The 16,263-nt window shown below is 62.6% G+C and carries 14 protein-coding genes; 11 read left to right on the forward strand and 3 right to left on the reverse strand.

Annotation, left to right across the window (positions count from 1 at the left end; translation table 11 throughout):
- The first annotated feature begins 80 nt into the window (after positions 1-80).
- Positions 81-872: a hypothetical protein gene (locus HPQ62_RS11855; RefSeq protein WP_174802746.1), complete on the forward strand. Its 792-nt coding sequence runs from the start codon at positions 81-83 to the stop codon at positions 870-872.
- 3 nt (positions 873-875) lie between these two features.
- On the opposite strand, the gene HPQ62_RS11860 is transcribed toward HPQ62_RS11855, so the two are convergent.
- Together HPQ62_RS11860 and odc2 are read right to left on the reverse strand one after the other, a co-directional pair.
- Positions 876-1,463, reverse strand: coding sequence for a GNAT family N-acetyltransferase (locus HPQ62_RS11860; protein WP_174802747.1), 588 nt, complete (start codon positions 1,461-1,463; stop codon positions 876-878).
- 105 nt (positions 1,464-1,568) lie between these two features.
- A complete protein-coding gene (gene odc2, locus HPQ62_RS11865; RefSeq protein ID WP_174802748.1) occupies positions 1,569-2,702 on the reverse strand; it encodes an ornithine/lysine decarboxylase in 1,134 nt (377 codons plus the stop codon).
- 535 nt (positions 2,703-3,237) lie between these two features.
- Between odc2 and HPQ62_RS11870 the strand changes: the two genes are divergently transcribed.
- From HPQ62_RS11870 to mce, 7 genes are all read left to right on the forward strand, one after another.
- Positions 3,238-4,161, forward strand: coding sequence for a LysR family transcriptional regulator (locus HPQ62_RS11870; RefSeq protein WP_174802749.1), 924 nt, complete (start codon positions 3,238-3,240; stop codon positions 4,159-4,161).
- Between the two features lie 157 nt (positions 4,162-4,318).
- Positions 4,319-5,851 (forward strand): acyl-CoA carboxylase subunit beta, encoded by a 1,533-nt coding sequence (locus tag HPQ62_RS11875; RefSeq protein WP_174802750.1) that lies wholly within the window; start codon positions 4,319-4,321, stop codon positions 5,849-5,851.
- Positions 5,852-5,922: 71 nt separating this feature from the next.
- Positions 5,923-6,807: a glutathione-dependent disulfide-bond oxidoreductase gene (gene yghU / locus HPQ62_RS11880; RefSeq protein WP_174802751.1), complete on the forward strand. Its 885-nt coding sequence runs from the start codon at positions 5,923-5,925 to the stop codon at positions 6,805-6,807.
- 30 nt (positions 6,808-6,837) lie between these two features.
- Positions 6,838-7,215, forward strand: a complete 378-nt coding sequence (locus HPQ62_RS11885) for a hypothetical protein (protein WP_174802752.1) — start codon at positions 6,838-6,840, stop codon at positions 7,213-7,215.
- Positions 7,212-9,227 carry an acetyl-CoA carboxylase biotin carboxylase subunit gene (locus HPQ62_RS11890; RefSeq protein WP_174802804.1) on the forward strand — a complete coding sequence of 672 codons (2,016 nt, stop codon included), beginning with the start codon at positions 7,212-7,214 and terminating at the stop codon, positions 9,225-9,227. Before HPQ62_RS11885 ends, HPQ62_RS11890 begins: the two co-directional genes overlap by 4 nt.
- Before the next feature lie 21 nt (positions 9,228-9,248).
- Positions 9,249-11,387: a methylmalonyl-CoA mutase gene (gene scpA, locus HPQ62_RS11895; RefSeq protein ID WP_174802753.1), complete on the forward strand. Its 2,139-nt coding sequence runs from the start codon at positions 9,249-9,251 to the stop codon at positions 11,385-11,387.
- Position 11,388: 1 nt separating this feature from the next.
- The gene (mce, locus tag HPQ62_RS11900) at positions 11,389-11,790 is read left to right on the forward strand and encodes a methylmalonyl-CoA epimerase (RefSeq protein WP_174802754.1); all 402 of its coding nucleotides are present in this window, start codon (positions 11,389-11,391) and stop codon (positions 11,788-11,790) included.
- Positions 11,791-12,113: 323 nt separating this feature from the next.
- Here the strand turns inward: mce and HPQ62_RS11905 are convergent, their stop codons facing one another.
- Entirely contained in the window at positions 12,114-12,983 is an 870-nt protein-coding gene (locus HPQ62_RS11905) for a 2-hydroxy-3-oxopropionate reductase (RefSeq protein ID WP_174802755.1), read from the reverse strand.
- A 249-nt stretch (positions 12,984-13,232) separates the two neighbouring features.
- On the opposite strand from HPQ62_RS11905, the gene cysP reads away from it, so the two are divergent.
- The 3 genes from cysP to cysW all read left to right on the forward strand — a co-directional run bounded on the left by cysP (position 13,233) and on the right by cysW (position 16,259).
- The gene (gene cysP / locus HPQ62_RS11910) at positions 13,233-14,231 is read left to right on the forward strand and encodes a thiosulfate ABC transporter substrate-binding protein CysP (protein WP_174802756.1); all 999 of its coding nucleotides are present in this window, start codon (positions 13,233-13,235) and stop codon (positions 14,229-14,231) included.
- 344 nt (positions 14,232-14,575) lie between these two features.
- Entirely contained in the window at positions 14,576-15,421 is an 846-nt protein-coding gene (gene cysT, locus HPQ62_RS11915) for a sulfate ABC transporter permease subunit CysT (RefSeq protein ID WP_174802757.1), read from the forward strand.
- A 1-nt stretch (position 15,422) separates the two neighbouring features.
- The gene (gene cysW, locus HPQ62_RS11920) at positions 15,423-16,259 is read left to right on the forward strand and encodes a sulfate ABC transporter permease subunit CysW (RefSeq protein WP_174802758.1); all 837 of its coding nucleotides are present in this window, start codon (positions 15,423-15,425) and stop codon (positions 16,257-16,259) included.
- The last annotated feature ends 4 nt before the right edge of the window (positions 16,260-16,263 follow it).

Below are 16,263 nucleotides of genomic sequence, written 5' to 3' on the forward strand. Positions count from 1 at the left end.
ACATCTTCATATACCGGGCTTTTCAATCCGGGCCCGCGCGTTATCTTCACTCAAGCAGCGCCTGCCTTTGGAACACGACCATGCACACACTTCTCCAGCGTCTCGCCTTCTCCTCCCTGATCGCATTCGCCGCCGCCCCGGCCAACGCCGGCGCGGGCGGAGCTGGAGCGCAGGTGATCCACGATTTCGCGTCTGACCTCTCGAACGGCGACCCTGCCGTTTTGGCGAAGGTCGACGGCTATATCGCCGCGCCCCCTACCGAGATCGAGGACATCGGCTTTTACGGCGGAGAGGAGATGAGCGCGCAGTCGCGCGTTTTTCTCGCGACCGTCAATCTTCTGGACATCGAGGGCCATCTCTATTCGTTCGAAGACAAGTATATGGGCGATCTCCTGGCCATATGGGCGGATGAGGGACTGATCGATCCCGAAGCCCTGCCGGCCGAGGCGAAAGGCGTCTTCCGCCCCTTCTTCGAGCCGGACTTCGCCGAGACCGTCTATGATGACGGGTCCGACAAGAACCCTCAACTCGTCGACTACCTCGCCTATCTCGAAGACCATTACGCCGCCGCGACGCTGCAAATCGAACAGGCGATCGAGGACAACAGCGGCAAGACCCTCGTCTCGGTTGATCCGACTTCTGGCGACACGATGTTCTTCGCGTTGTTGGCGCCTGAGGTCGCGGAGAAATGGTTGAACAAGGGCTTTGCGCCAGCGGGCGAATATCAGGCGGGCATCCGCGCGCCGATGTGGGACATGGTCTGGGAAAAGATGGTCTATGCGCTGATGCTGCCGACCGTCGGCGACACCTATTCGCGGCCGCTGCCGGAGGGCACGCGAAAACGCCGGGATGACCTCACCCCGGCGTATTGAGCATCAGGCCGCGCGGCGCAGCGGCTTGACGCGGCCGGCTGCAAGCTTGCGGCCGGTTGCAACGAGAAGACCGGCGGCGCCCTCGAGATGGCCCGGCTTCAGCTCGAGCCCGAGAAAACGGCGGCGCTCGAACGGACCCGGCATCACCAGATGTTCGGCCTTTTCGGCAGAAAAGCCGAAGCGCTCATAATATTCCGGATCGCCGACGAGCAGGATCGCACCGTGGCCGCGGGCAGCGGCTTCGGCAATCGCCGCACGCATCAGCGCGCCGCCCACGCCCTTGCCGCCACGGCCGGGCTCGACTGCAAGCGGGCCGAGCAGCAGCGCAGGCAGGCCACGGCCATCGGTCGCAATGCCGGCATCGACATGCCACAGGCGAACCGTGCCGATCAGCGCGCCGGCAGCGTCCCGCGCAACCAGCGCCAGGCCCTCGGCCGGCAGGCGGTTGCGGCGGATCTTTTCCGACGATTTCTTCTTGCGCATCGGGCCCATGGCCCGATCGAGCAGCGCCTCGCGGGCGGCAATGTCGAACGATGCTTCTTCGCAGATCACGAAGGAAGGTGCAGAGATTTCAGCGAGAACCGGGGTCATCGGACTATCCCCCCAATTTACGGTGCAGCAGGATGGCCGGGCGCACGGGCCCGGTCGGCTATCCCGGTGCGGCTCTCCTCAAGCCGCACCGATGTGCAGGGAACGTCAGATGACGTAGGACTTCAGCGGCTCGAAGCCGTTGAAGGCGACCGATGCGTAGGTCGTGGTGTAGGCACCCGTGCCTTCGATCAGAACCTCGTCACCGATCGTGAGCGTGATCGGCAGCGGATACATGTTCTTCTCGTACATCACGTCGGCGCTGTCGCAGGTCGGGCCGGCGAGCACGCAGGGTTCCATTTCGTCGCCGTCGCGCTCGGTGCGGATCGGGTAGCGGATGGCTTCGTCCATGGTTTCGGCGAGACCGCCGAACTTGCCGATGTCGAGGAACACCCAGCGATGCTTGTCATCGTCGGACTTCTTCGAGATCAGGACGACTTCCGACTTGATCACGCCGGCATTGCCGACCATGCCGCGACCCGGCTCGATGATCGTGCGCGGGAGCTGGTTGCCGAAGTGGCGGGACAGCGCCGCGAAGATCGCCTGGCCATAGGCTTCCGCCGTCGGCACGTCGCGCAGGTACTTGGTCGGGAAACCGCCGCCCATGTTGACCATCTGCAGGTGAATGCCCTGCTTGGCAAGCTGCGCGAAAACCCGCTTGGCATCGCCGAGCGCTGCGTCCCAGGCATCAACCTTGGTCATCTGCGAGCCGACATGGAACGAAACGCCGTAGCTCGTCAGGCCCAGCTGATGGGCATAGACCAGCACGTCGACGGCCATGGCCGGAACGCAGCCGAACTTGCGCGACAGCGGCCATTCGGCGCCTTCGCCATCCGTCAGCACGCGGCAGAACACGCGGGCGCCGGGGGCAGCGCGGGAAATCTTTTCGACTTCCTCATGGCTGTCGACGGCAAACAGGTTCACGCCGAGCGCGAAGGCACGGGCGATGTCGCGCTCCTTCTTGATGGTGTTGCCGAAGGAGATGCGATCGGCAGTGGCACCGGCTTCAAGCGCCATTTCGATTTCTGCGACGGACGCGCAATCGAAGTTGGAGCCGAGGCCCGCGAGGAGCTCGAGGATCTGCGGCGCCGGGTTTGCCTTGACGGCGTAGAAGATGTCGCTGTTCGGCAGAGCGCGGCGGAATGCGGTGTAGTTGTCACGAACGACTTCGCGGTCGACAACGAGGCAAGGGCCATCGGGACGGCGGGTGCGGAAGAATTCGGCGATACGTTCGGTGGTCATTGGTCTAACCCCTTCTGAAGCATTTTGATCCGGCGTGTTTCCGGATGACAAAGGGCGTATCGACCCGCGCACGAACCCGGCCGGTGGAGACCCCGGGACACGGTTGCGGCGAACGCTCAAGGTTGAACCAGCCTTGAAAACAAGGTTGATCCGGCTTTGTCTGCCTTGGATTGGGGGATTGACCCGCCGCACTTCCGGCAATGAAGGTATGTGCCTCTTTAGTACCCCGGGGTTGGAAAACCGGGAGACACCAGAAAGGCCCGCACCGTCGTTGCTTCAAGATGTCCTCGCTTGACCGGTTGGCCGGGAAGCGACTGGAGGGGTTAGTTCCAGGTACCTTACCGTGACCCTCACCATTCGAGGGTTCGGCGGACACCCACAGGCACGCGCGACTTTGGGCAAGCGGAGAGATATGAAAAACGCCCCTGAAAATCAAGTGGGCTAACCCCAAAAAATTCCCCCGCATCCCGTTGAAGATGCTATCTGATTGACAAAACTCAAACAATTCTTTCGCAAGCCCTTCAAAGGAGCGGCAATGGATACTTTGACGAGAATGCGGGCCTTTATAGATGTGGTCGAGGCCGAAGGATTTTCCGCTGCAGCCCGCAAAACCGGCCGCTCCAAGGCATTGCTTTCCAAATATGTGCGCGAGCTCGAGGACGATCTCGGCGTTCTCCTTCTCAACCGCACGACGCGGCAGTTCTCGCTGACCGAAGCGGGCCAGATCTACCGCAGCCGCGCCGTCGACATCGTTCAGGAGATCGACAATCTCTCGGATACGGTGCGCGCCAACAACGCCGATCTCAGGGGGAAACTGAAGGTCTCGGTTCCCCGGACCTTCGTCGACGCACCGGTCGGCCATTCGCTGCTCGATTTCACCGCGACCCATCCCGACCTGTCGCTCGACATCGTCGCGGAGGACCGATTCGTGGATCTCGTTGAAGAGGGCTACGATGTCGCCATCCGCATTACCAGTCTTGAGGATTCGGCGCTGATCGCACGCAAGCTTTCGGATTTCAGGATGCTGGTCTGCGCTTCGCCCGCCTTCATCGAGAAGTTCGGGAAACCGCTCGAAAAGCCGGCCGACCTTGCCCAGGTCCCGTTTCTGATCGACACCAACAGCAAGTCCTACGGATCGCTGCGGTTTCAGGCGCCGGAAGACGGCACCGTCTATACGGTCACGATCCATGGCACGCTGTCGGTCAACTCGCCGATTGCGACCATGCGCGGCGCGATCGCGGGTCTGGGCATTGCCATGGTGCCGGATTTCATCGCCCGCGAAGCGCTCGCCTCCGGCAAGCTGGTCTCCCTGTTCGAGGCCCATCTGCCGACGACCGCGGCGATCTATGCGATCTATCCCCACCGGCGCTACCTGCCACAGAAGGTGCGCACCTTCGTGGACTTCCTGACGAAATGGTTTCCCGCCAACTGCACCGAGGTCGGACCGGACAAGGGCTGACGCGCGCCATGACGCACGGCAACAGCGTCGCGCGGGCGCTTGGTCCGAGCTTGCGTGCGTGAAGGCCTACCGACTTCCACCATTTTACGATTTGATTACAACGTGCTTTGACGCATATTCCTCCGGGATGTCTGCAGACATTCGGCGGAGGAGAAGCATGCGCAAGGTAATGGAGCAACTCGAAGCGCGCCGTGAAGAGGCGCGTCTTGGCGGCGGACAGCGGCGGATCGACGTCCAGCACGCCAAGGGCAAGCTGACGGCGCGCGAGCGCATCGAGGTGCTGTTCGACGAGGGCTCCTTCGAAGAATACGACATGTATGTCACCCATCGCTGCGTCGATTTCGGCATGGCAGGCCAGAAGGTGCCGGGCGATGGCGTCGTCACCGGCTGGGGCACGATCAATGGCCGTCAGGTCTATGTGTTCTCGCAGGATTTTACGGTCCTCGGCGGCTCGCTGTCGGAAACCCATGCCCAGAAGATCTGCAAGATCATGGATATGGCGGTGAAGAACGGTGCACCGGTGATCGGGCTCAATGATTCGGGTGGCGCGCGTATCCAGGAAGGCGTCGCCTCGCTTGCGGGCTATGCCGAAGTGTTCCGCCGCAATGCGGAAGTCTCGGGCGTGATCCCGCAGATTTCGGTGATCATGGGCCCCTGCGCCGGTGGTGCTGTCTATTCACCGGCGATGACCGATTTCATCTTCATGGTGCGCGACAGCTCCTTCATGTTCGTCACCGGCCCGGATGTGGTCAAGACCGTGACCAACGAGGTGATCACGGCGGAAGAACTCGGTGGCGCCGATACCCACACGAAGAAATCGTCCGTTGCCGACTGCGCCTATGACAACGACATCGAGACGCTGGAGCAAGTCCGGCTGCTGTTCGATTTCCTGCCGCTCAACAACCGCGAAAAGCCGCCGGTGCGCCCGTTCCACGACGACCCGGCCCGGATCGAAAAGCGCCTCGACACGCTGATACCCGACAGTTCCAACAAGCCCTACGACATGAAGGAGCTGATCCTGGCGCTCGCCGACGAGGGCGATTTCTTCGAGCTGCAGGAAGCCTATGCGAGAAACATCGTTACCGGCTTCATGCGCATCGAGGGCCAGACCGTCGGCGTCGTCGCCAACCAGCCCATGGTGCTGGCCGGCTGTCTCGATATCGATTCCTCGCGCAAGGCTGCCCGGTTCGTACGCTTCTGCGATGCCTTCAACATTCCGCTTCTAACGCTCGTCGACGTGCCCGGCTTTCTGCCCGGCACCGCGCAGGAATATGGCGGCGTGATCAAGCATGGCGCGAAGCTGCTGTTTGCCTATTCGCAGGCGACCGTGCCGATGGTGACGCTGATTACCCGCAAGGCCTATGGCGGCGCCTATGACGTGATGGCCTCGAAGCACATCGGCGCCGACATCAACTATGCCTGGCCAACGGCGGAAATCGCGGTGATGGGCGCCAAGGGCGCGACAGAAATTCTCCACCGCGCCGACCTCGGCGATCCGGAGAAGATCGCCGAAAAGGTCGCCGAATACGAGGAGCGCTTCGCCAACCCCTTCGTCGCCGCCGAACGCGGCTTCATCGACGAGGTGATCATGCCGCATTCCTCCCGCCGCCGCATCGCCCGCGCCTTCGCGTCGCTGCGCAACAAGCGGGCGGATACGCACTGGAAGAAACACGACACGATGCCTTTATAAGGTAAGAACAGCGCATGCAGGGCCTTTGCGCCGCAGCGTTTCGTGCGACCCCACCGAGAGGACTGACTTTCATGACCGAGAACAAATTTCCGCCCGAAAACAACCTTCCCGCAGGCTACGAGCCGCCGAAAGTATGGACGTGGGAACCGGGGAATGGCGGCGCATTCGCCAGCATCAACCGGCCGACCGCCGGCCCGACCCATGACAAGGAACTGCCGGTCGGCAAGCACCCGCTGCAGCTCTATTCGCTCGGCACGCCCAATGGCCAGAAGGTCACGATCATGCTGGAGGAACTGCTTGCCGCAGGCTACAGCGGGGCCGAGTACGATGCCTGGATGATCAAGATCGGCGATGGCGACCAGTTCGGCTCCGGCTTTGTCGGCGTCAATCCGAATTCCAAGATCCCGGCGATGATGGACCATGCGCCGAAGGATGGCGGCGATCCCATTCGCCTGTTCGAGAGCGCCTCGATCATGACCTATCTCGCGGAAAAATTCGGCGCCTTCCTGCCGGCGGATCCACGCGCGCGGGCCGAAACCTTCAACTGGCTGTTCTGGCAGATGGGCTCGGCGCCCTTCCTCGGCGGCGGGTTCGGGCATTTCTACGCCTATGCGCCGATCAAGATCCAGTATGCGATCGACCGCTACGCCATGGAGGTGAAGCGCCAGATGGACGTGCTGAACCGTCAGCTTGCGGATAACGAGTTCATCGCGGGCAGCGACTATTCCATCGCCGACATGGCGATCTGGCCCTGGTATGGACGCCTTGCCCAGCACGGCGCCTATAATGACGCTGGCGAATTCCTCTCGGTCGATGAATATGAACATGTCCAGCGCTGGACCCGGCAGTTGGCGGAACGCCCTGCGGTCAAGCGCGGCGCGATCGTCAACAAGCCGTCGGGCGAACCGGCACTTCAGGAACGTCACGCCGCCTCGGATTTCGACGGACTGTTGTAATGCGCATCTGCACTTTGGAAGGAGACGGACATGGTCAAACTGCCTGACATGACGAAGCATCGCGGATTTCCGTCCGGCATGCCGGGCACCGGCATCCAGTTCGTGATCCGCCGCGCCAATCCGAAACGGGTCACGCCGATCAAGGCCCTGCCGCGACGCGCGCGGCAGGGATCGAAGGAACATCTGGTCGATGCCGCCTTCCTGCACGCGCTCTGGCATCATTTCGGCGACCAGCCGTTCGAGCGCGGCAATCTGGACGCCGCCCGCCTGTCGCTGCTGTTCGGCCGCGAGGTCGTTTCGGCCGAACAGGATTTCGACCCCCAATCCTATGAGGCGATGCTGGTGATCAACGAACCGGTGGCGCGGGCGAGTTTCCCGGAATCCTTCGAAGACCATCTGGAGGTCTGACCGTGGCGATCACCAAAATCCTCATCGCCAATCGCGGCGAAATCGCCTGCCGGGTGATCAGGACGGCAAAGCGCATGGGCATCGCAACGGTCGCGGTCTATTCCGACGCCGACCGCGACGCGCTGCATGTGAAGATGGCCGACGAGGCCGTCCATATTGGCCCCGCGCCTTCGAACCAGTCCTATATCGTCATCGAAAAGATACTGGACGCGATCCGCAAGACGGGCGCGGACGCGGTGCATCCGGGCTATGGCTTCCTCTCCGAAAATCCGGTCTTTGCCGCAGCGCTCGAAAAGGAAGGCGTCACCTTCATCGGCCCTCCGGTTGGCGCGATCGAGGCGATGGGCGACAAGATCACCTCGAAGAAGCTGGCGGCGGAAGCCGGCGTTTCGACCGTGCCCGGCCATATGGGGCTGATTGCGGATGCCGACGAGGCGGTGACGATTTCCGACGCAATCGGCTATCCGGTAATGATCAAGGCGTCCGCCGGCGGCGGCGGCAAGGGCATGCGCATTGCCTGGAATGCCAAGGAGGCACGCGAAGGGTTTCAGTCCTCGAAGAACGAAGCGAAGAACGCCTTTGGCGACGACCGCATCTTCATCGAGAAATTCGTTACCGAACCGCGCCACATCGAAATCCAGGTGCTGGGCGACAGGTTCGGCAATTGCCTCTATCTCGGCGAGCGGGAATGTTCGATCCAGCGGCGAAACCAGAAGGTGATCGAGGAAGCGCCCTCGCCTTTCCTTGATGAAGAAACCCGAAAGGCGATGGGCGAGCAGGCCGTGGCGCTGGCAAAGGCCGTCGGCTATCACTCCGCCGGCACGGTCGAGTTCATCGTCGATGGCAAGGAGAGTAAATTCTACTTCCTCGAAATGAACACCCGCCTGCAGGTGGAGCACCCGGTGACCGAGCTCGTGACCGGCCTCGATCTGGTCGAGCAGATGATCCGCGTTGCCGCTGGCGAAAAGTTGGCGCTGACGCAGGACGATGTGAAGCTTACCGGCTGGGCGATCGAGAGCCGCCTTTATGCCGAAGACCCCTACCGCAATTTCCTGCCCTCGATCGGCAGGCTGACGCGCTACCGGCCGCCGGAAGAAGGCGAACGCGCGGATGGCACGGTGGTGCGCAACGACACCGGCGTCACCGAGGGCGGCGAAATCTCGATGTATTACGACCCGATGATCGCCAAGCTCTGCACCCACGCCCCAGACCGCGCCAGCGCGATTGATGCGATGAGCGACGCGCTCGACAATTTCGAGGTCGAGGGCATCGGCCACAACCTGCCCTTCCTGTCGGCCGTGATGCGCCAGCAGCGCTTTCGCGACGGGCGGCTGACGACCGCCTATATCGCGGAGGAATTTCCCGACGGGTTCACCGGTGTCGAACCCGACGATGCCGATGCCCGGCTGCTTGCGGCCGTTGCCGCGCTGATCAACCACCGGGTACAGGACCGTGCGGCCCATATCTCCGGCACGATCGACAACCATCGCCGCAGCATCGGCACGGACTGGGTGGCCACGCTCGCGGGCAAGGCGTTCCCCTTGAAAATCAAAGCCGGGAAGGATGGCGGCACCGTCTCTTTCGCAGACGGCAGAACGGTCGAGATTGCAAGCGACTGGCTGCCCGGCATGCGCCACGCGGGTTTTGCGGTCGATGGTCGCACCGCCGGCGTCAAGGTCGACCTGAAAGGTGCGGCGATCCGGCTGCGCTGGCGCGGCATGGATGTGACCGCGAGGGTCCGCTCGCCCCGCATCGCAGCCCTTGCGGAACTGATGCCGGAAAAGCTGCCGCCCGACACCTCCAGGATGCTGCTCTGCCCGATGCCGGGGGTGATCACCGCGCTGTCCGTCCAAGAGGGCGACACGGTGGAGGCCGGCCAGGCGCTTGCCACCGTCGAGGCGATGAAGATGGAAAACATCCTGCGCGCCGAAAAGCGCGGCGTGGTCAAGACGATCGCTGTCGAGACGGGGGCAAGCCTTGCCGTCGACGAGATGATCATGGAATTCGAATAACCGCGACGGGGAGAGACGGGCATGCCGAACAAGACGATCAGCGACTGGAAGGCGCTCGCGGAAAAAGAGGCGAAAAAGCCCGCCGAGGAGCTGACCTGGAACACGCCGGAGGGGATCGCGGTCAAGCCGCTTTATACCGCCGACGATCTTGCCGGCATCGATCATCTCGGCAGCCTTCCGGGCTTTGCCCCCTTCGTGCGCGGCCCGCGCGCGACGATGTATGCCGGACGGCCCTGGACCATCCGCCAATATGCCGGCTTCTCGACCGCCGAGGAGAGCAACGCCTTCTACCGCCGCAATCTCGCCGCAGGCCAGCAGGGCGTTTCCGTCGCCTTCGACCTCGCCACCCATCGCGGCTATGACAGCGACCATCCGCGCGTGGAAGGCGATGTCGGCAAGGCGGGGGTGGCGATCGACTCGGTCGAGGACATGAAGATCCTGTTCGACGGCATCCCGCTCGAGACCATCTCGGTGTCGATGACCATGAACGGCGCGGTGATCCCGATCCTGGCGAGCTTCATCGTCGCCGGCGAAGAACAGGGCGTTTCGCGCGACAAGCTCAGCGGCACCATCCAGAACGATATCCTGAAGGAGTTCATGGTCCGCAACACCTATATCTATCCGCCCGAACCCTCGATGCGGATCATTGCGGACATCATCGAATATACCGCGACGGAAATGCCGAAATTCAATTCGATTTCCATTTCCGGCTACCACATCCAGGAGGCCGGATCGACGCTGGTGCAGGAACTTGCCTTTACCCTTGCCGACGGGCGCGAATATGTCCGCGCGGCGCTGAAGAAGGGGCTCGATGTCGATGCCTTTGCCGGGCGGCTGTCCTTCTTCTTCGCGATCGGCATGAACTTCTTCATGGAGGCCGCCAAGCTGCGCGCCGCGCGCCTGCTGTGGACGCGGATCATGGAGGAGTTCGAGCCGAAGAAGGCTTCCTCCCTGATGCTGCGCACCCATTGCCAGACGTCCGGCGTGTCGCTTCAGGAACAGGACCCCTACAACAACGTCATCCGCACAGCCTATGAGGCAATGTCGGCCGCCCTTGGCGGCACGCAGTCGCTGCACACCAATGCGCTTGACGAGGCGATGGCGCTGCCGACCGAATTCTCCGCCCGCATCGCCCGCAACACCCAGCTGATCCTGCAGAACGAGACAGGGATTACCAAGGTGGTCGATCCGCTGGCCGGCTCCTACTATGTCGAGAGCCTCACCAAGGAGCTCGCCGACAAGGCCTGGGCGCTGATCACCGAGATCGAGGCCATGGGCGGCATGACCGCCGCCGTTGATGCCGGCCTGCCGAAGAAGATGATCGAGGAGGCCGCGACCCGCCGTCAGGCGGCCGTTGACAAGGGGGAGGAGGTGATCGTCGGCGTCAACAGGTTCAGGCTCGAAAACGAGGAACCGATCGAGACGCTCGACATCGACAATTCCGCCGTCAAGGCCTCCCAGATCCGCCGGATCGAACAGATCCGCCGAAGCCGCGACAGGAATGCCTGCGAAAGCGCACTGTCCCGCCTTGCCGAGATCGCAAGGACCGGTGAAGGCAATCTCCTGGCCGCAGCGGTGGATGCGGCACGTGCCCGCGCCACCGTCGGCGAGATTTCGGATGCGATGCGCGACGCCTTCGGAAGCTACGTTGCAACCCCCAAGGTGGTGCGCAATATCTACGGCGAGGCCTACAAGGACGACCCGGAATTCGCCATGCTCACCGACCGGCTGAAAACCTATTCGGACGCGAAGGGCAGGACGCCCCGTATTCTCGTCGCCAAGCTCGGCCAGGACGGGCATGACCGCGGCGCCAAGGTGATCGCCTCTGCATACGGCGATATCGGCTTCGACGTGGTCGCGGGCCCGCTGTTCCAGACGCCCGACGAGGCCGCCGCCCTGGCGGTCTCCGAAAAGGTCGATATTGTCGGCATGTCATCGCTTGCCGCCGGCCACAGGACGCTCGCCCCGCAGCTCGTCAAGGCGCTGAAGGCGCGCGGCGCGGACGAAGTGATCGTGGTCGTCGGCGGCGTCATTCCGCGCAAGGATTATGATTACCTGCTCGAAAACGGCGTTGCCGCCGTCTACGGCCCCGGCACCAATGTGCTCGACTCCGCCAATTCGCTGATCGACCTGCTCGAGGGCAAGAGAAGGAACCGCTAGCATGATCAAGGGCCTCAACCACGTCGCCATCGCCGTGACGGATCTTGCCGAAGCCGCCGCACGCTATCAGGCGCTCGGCGCGACAGTGTCCGCCCCTCAGGACCTGCCGGAGCATGGCGTCACCGTGGTCTTCATCACCCTCGACAACACCAAGATCGAGCTGTTGCACCCCCTTGGCGAGGCCTCTCCGATCGCAAGCTTTCTCGACAGGAACCCGAGCGGCGGCATTCACCATCTCTGCTTGGAGGTTGACGATATTGCGGACGCTGCGGAAAAACTCGGCGAAAGCGGCATCCGCGTTCTCGGCGACGGCAAGCCAAAGACCGGCGCCCACGGCAAACCGGTCCTCTTCGCCCATCCCAAGGATTTTCAGGGAGCGCTGATCGAGTTCGAAGAGGAATAAATTCCTGGCTTCCCCGTGGTATCTCCCGGCATATCATCGCTCCGGTAAAACCGCAGCGGAAGCGGGCACCTTGCTGCTGAACGCGCCGCACAGCCCCCCAATCTTCTCGCCCCGGAGGGGAGAGATGTCGCGACAGCGACAGTGAGGGGGGAGTATCTCCCCTCGAACGCACACGCGATTTGAAACGCTGCGCCACCCTCACTGCCCCTTTCGGGGCATCTCTCCCGCCAGCGGGAGAGAGTATTGGGAGCTATGCGGCGCGGTGACACCGCTGCAGCCTCCGAATTCAGCGCGCCCGATGGAACAGAGCGTAGGCGAAAGCCTCAATCCCCGGCCAGCGCCTCCAGCGTGCGGATCAGCGCCGAATTGTCGAGTTCGCCGTCACCGCGGGCGATCGCCGCATTCATCAACTGCTCGGTGGAGGCGGCGTTCGGCAGCGACAGGCCGATCTCGCGGGCGGCGTTGACGACGAGCGACATGTCCTTCCTCTGAAGCCGCATGCTGAAGCCGGGCTCGAAGGTGCGGTTGAGCATCCGCTCGCCGTGGATCTTCAGGATCGGCGAACCGGCAAAGCCGCCCATCAGCGCCTCGCGCACCTTGGCAGGGTCCGCGCCCGCCTTCTTGGCAAACAGCAGCGCCTCGGAAACGGCCTCGACCGTGAGGCCCACGACGATCTGGTTGGCAAGCTTGGCGGTCTGGCCGTCGCCAACCGGGCCGATATGGGTGATGGTCTTGCCCATGGCCTCGAACAGCGGCTTGCCGCGGGCAAAATCGTCGTCCGATCCGCCGACCATGATCGTCAGCGTCGCGTTCTTTGCGCCGATATCGCCGCCGGAAACCGGCGCGTCGAGATAGCCGCAGCCGATCGCGGCGAGCCTTTCGGCGAAATCCCGCGTCGCCATTGGCGAGATCGTGCTCATGTCGATCACCATTTTGCCCTTTGACAGGCCATGAACCGCGCCCTGTTCGCCGAACAGCACTTCTTCGACATCCGGCGTGTCGGAAACGATGGTGATCACGATCTCGGCGGCTTCTGCCACCGCCTTCGGGCTATCGCAGGCGGTGGCGCCTTTCTCGATCAGGAATTCCGACACCGGCTTGACGCGGTTGATGAAAAGTTCATGGCCGGCGTCGATCAGGTTGGCCGCCATCGGCCGTCCCATCAGTCCAAGTCCGATAAATCCGATTTTCATGAAATGGCTCCTTCACATCAGTCTGGCACGGTGCTGCTGGCTCTATACCATGCCGGCCACAAGGGTGGCGATTTTTTGGCCGTGGGGAAGCCTCGAAGCGGAACGCGCAAACAAACCGGGCGTTATGGCGGAAGTTCGAACATAATTTTCTAACCAGAGCACGATAGGGCGAACAGTTTTCTTGGCGCAATATCGCCGCATTTTCTAATCTCCGCCCAGACATTTCCACTCAGCAGATTGGCTCAGCTCATGAAGAAGACCATCCTCGCCGCAATCGGCGCAGCCCTGATTTTCACCGCACCGGCCAAGGCCGAGCAGGTGGAAATCCTCAACGTTTCCTATGATATCGCCCGCGAACTCTACGCGGCGATCAACCCGGCCTTTGCCGAATACTGGAAGGCCGAAACTGGCGACGATGTCGAGATCAAGCAGTCGCATGCCGGCTCCTCCAAGCAGGCGCGCGCCATCCTGCAGGGGCTGAAGGCCGACCTCGTCACCTTCAACCAGGTGCTCGACGTCCAGATCCTCGCCGACAAGGGTTTTGTCGCGGCCGACTGGCAGCAGGCGCTGCCGAACAATGCCTCGCCCTATTATTCGCTGCCGGCCTTCCTGGTACGCAAGGGCAATCCGAAGGGCATCAAGGACTGGAACGATCTCGCCGCCGAAGGCGTGGAACTCGTCTTCCCGAACCCGAAGACTTCCGGCAATGGCCGCTACACCTATCTGGCCGCCTATGGCTACGCCCTTGAACAGTTTGGCGGCGATGAAGAGAAGGCCCGTGAATTCGTCGGCGATTTCCTCGGCAATGTTGCCGTGTTCGACACCGGCGGCCGTGGCGCCACCACCACCTTCATCGAACGCGGCATCGGCGATGTGCTGATCACCTTCGAGGCGGAAGTCGAGAACATCCGCGCCGAATATGGCGAAGACGACTATGAGCGCGTTGTGCCCTCCATGTCGCTGCTCGCCGAATTCCCGGTCGCCGTCGTCGACAAGGTCGCCAAGGAACGCGGCACGGAAGAGGTATCCAAGGCCTATCTCGAATTCCTCTATACCAAGGAAGGCCAGGAGATCGTCGCCTCGTTCAACAACCGCGTCCACAACGAGGAAGTGAAGGCCGAATATGCCGACAAGTTCCCCGAAGTGAAGCTGATCACCGTCGAAGACGTGTTCGGCGGCTGGGAAGCGGCCAACGAGACCCACTTCGCCGATGGCGGCGTTCTGGACCAGATCCAGTCGAAGCGGTAATCGCGACAATCGAGCAAGTGCCGCCTGCCCTGAGGAAGGGCGGGCGGCTTTCCCGTTCCGTTGGGTTTGGCACAAGGCGCGCCTCACTCTCAGCGTCACCCTCGGGCTTGACCCGAGGGTCCAGGCAAGGCTTTCCGAGTGGCCTGGATGCTCGGGTCAAGCCCGAGCATGACACTTCGAGGGGTGAGGTTTTCGGACAACTGAACCGTCTGCGGCGCATTTCGCTTCGGTGAAGCCTCCACGGAACGCACCGCGCGCCCGGCACCAAACAAAACCCGTGCTCCGCGCGAAGAGAATTGCTATAGCCACCGGCATCACCGCATAGGGCCATCATGACGTTCATCATGTCGACAGCTTCACGACGCGCCAATCGCAGCGTCATGCCTAGGTTCGGGCTGACGCTCGGGACCACGCTGCTTTTCGTCGCCCTGATCATCCTGCTGCCGCTGTCGGCGTTGTTCTGGCAGCTTGGCCAGCTCGGCTTTGCGGAATACTGGCAGATCATCACCAATCCGCGCACGCTGGCGGCCTTTCGAGTGACGATCTCGGCCGCGGCGCTTGCCACCGTGTTCAACGCCTGTTTCGGCCTGCTGCTCGCCTGGGTGATCGTGCGCTACACCTTCCCCGGCAAGCGCCTGCTCGATGCGCTGATCGATCTGCCCTTCGCGCTGCCGACCGCCGTTGCCGGCATCGCGCTGGTGGCGCTTTACGACCGCAATGGCTGGATGGGCATGCTGCTGTCAGAATTCGGCATCAAGGTTGCCTATACCTGGTGGGGCATAGCACTGGCGATGACGTTTACCTCCGTGCCCTTCGGCGTGCGCACCGTCCAGCCGGTGATGGAAAGCCTGAGCCACGATCTGGAGGAGGCCGCGCAGACGCTCGGCGCCACCGATTTCCAGGTGTTCCGCCATATCGTGTTTCCGCAGCTGTTTCCGAGCTTCATCATGGGCGCCTCACTCGCCTTTGCCCGCTCGCTCGGCGAGTTCGGCGCGGTCATTTTCATTGCCGGCAACATGCCCTTCAAGACCGAGATCGCCTCGCTGCTGATCATGATCCGACTTGATGAATATGATTTCCCTGCCGCAAGCGCGATCGCCGGCACGGTGCTGGCGCTGGCGCTTGCCGTGCTGATCCTCGCCAACATCGCCCAGAACCGCGCGGCGAAATATATGAGGAGGGGTGCGTAACATGGCCCATCCGCAAGTCGCCGCCCTGATGCGAAAGCGCCGGATGAAACGCGCCGCGCTGGTGCTCGTCGCCGTCGCCTTCGCCGCCCTCATCATGGGGCTTCCAAGCCTTGCGATCTTCGTGCGCGCCTTTGCCGAAGGCGTCGGCGTATACACCTCCGCCATCATCGAGCCGGAAACGCTGCATGCGATCAAGCTCACCGTGATCACGGCGCTGATCGCGCTGCCGGTCAACATCGCCTTCGGGATTTGCGCCGCCTGGGCGGTCACGCGGTTCCGCTTTCCCGGCCGCCGGGTGCTGATCACCATCATCGAGCTGCCGTTCTCGATCTCGCCGATCGTCGCAGGTCTCTGCTATCTGCTGGTCTACGGCTCCACCGGGCTCGTCGGCAGCTACGCCGATCAATACGGCATCCAGCTGATGTTCAACCTCACCGGCATCGTGCTGGTGTCGCTGTTCGTCACCTGCCCCTTCGTCGCCCGCGAGGTGATCCCGCTGATGGAGGTTGCAGGCCGCGACCAGGAAGAGGCCGCGCTGACGCTCGGCGCCAATGGCTGGCAGACCTTTTTCCACGTCACCCTGCCCAATATCCGCTGGGCGCTGCTCTATGGCGCGATCCTGGCGAATGCGCGGGTGATCGGCGAATTCGGCGCGGTCAGTGTCGTCTCCGGCAATATTCGCGGCGAGACCATGACGCTGCCGCTGCAGGTGCAACTGCTCTATGATGATTACAACGTCGCCGGCGCCTTTGCTGCCGCCACCATTTTGACGGTGATTGCCGTGATCACGCTGATCCTGAGGTCGGTGATTGAATCGCGCCACCCGAACGCGCACTGAGAAA

This window comes from Martelella limonii, assembly GCF_013344475.1.
Lineage (GTDB): Bacteria > Pseudomonadota > Alphaproteobacteria > Rhizobiales > Rhizobiaceae > Martelella > Martelella limonii.

What these genes read in the sequence shown, in the direction of transcription:
- HPQ62_RS11855 (WP_174802746.1), top strand. Translation starts at nt 81, where the DNA reads ATGCACACACTTCTCCAGCGTCTCGCCTTCTCCTCCCTGATCGCATTC.
- HPQ62_RS11860 (WP_174802747.1), bottom strand. Translation starts at nt 1,463, where the DNA reads ATGACCCCGGTTCTCGCTGAAATCTCTGCACCTTCCTTCGTGATCTGC.
- odc2 (WP_174802748.1), bottom strand. Translation starts at nt 2,702, where the DNA reads ATGACCACCGAACGTATCGCCGAATTCTTCCGCACCCGCCGTCCCGAT.
- HPQ62_RS11870 (WP_174802749.1), top strand. Translation starts at nt 3,238, where the DNA reads ATGGATACTTTGACGAGAATGCGGGCCTTTATAGATGTGGTCGAGGCC.
- HPQ62_RS11875 (WP_174802750.1), top strand. Translation starts at nt 4,319, where the DNA reads ATGCGCAAGGTAATGGAGCAACTCGAAGCGCGCCGTGAAGAGGCGCGT.
- yghU (WP_174802751.1), top strand. Translation starts at nt 5,923, where the DNA reads ATGACCGAGAACAAATTTCCGCCCGAAAACAACCTTCCCGCAGGCTAC.
- HPQ62_RS11885 (WP_174802752.1), top strand. Translation starts at nt 6,838, where the DNA reads ATGGTCAAACTGCCTGACATGACGAAGCATCGCGGATTTCCGTCCGGC.
- scpA (WP_174802753.1), top strand. Translation starts at nt 9,249, where the DNA reads ATGCCGAACAAGACGATCAGCGACTGGAAGGCGCTCGCGGAAAAAGAG.
- mce (WP_174802754.1), top strand. Translation starts at nt 11,389, where the DNA reads ATGATCAAGGGCCTCAACCACGTCGCCATCGCCGTGACGGATCTTGCC.
- HPQ62_RS11905 (WP_174802755.1), bottom strand. Translation starts at nt 12,983, where the DNA reads ATGAAAATCGGATTTATCGGACTTGGACTGATGGGACGGCCGATGGCG.
- cysP (WP_174802756.1), top strand. Translation starts at nt 13,233, where the DNA reads ATGAAGAAGACCATCCTCGCCGCAATCGGCGCAGCCCTGATTTTCACC.
- cysT (WP_174802757.1), top strand. Translation starts at nt 14,576, where the DNA reads ATGTCGACAGCTTCACGACGCGCCAATCGCAGCGTCATGCCTAGGTTC.
- cysW (WP_174802758.1), top strand. Translation starts at nt 15,423, where the DNA reads ATGGCCCATCCGCAAGTCGCCGCCCTGATGCGAAAGCGCCGGATGAAA.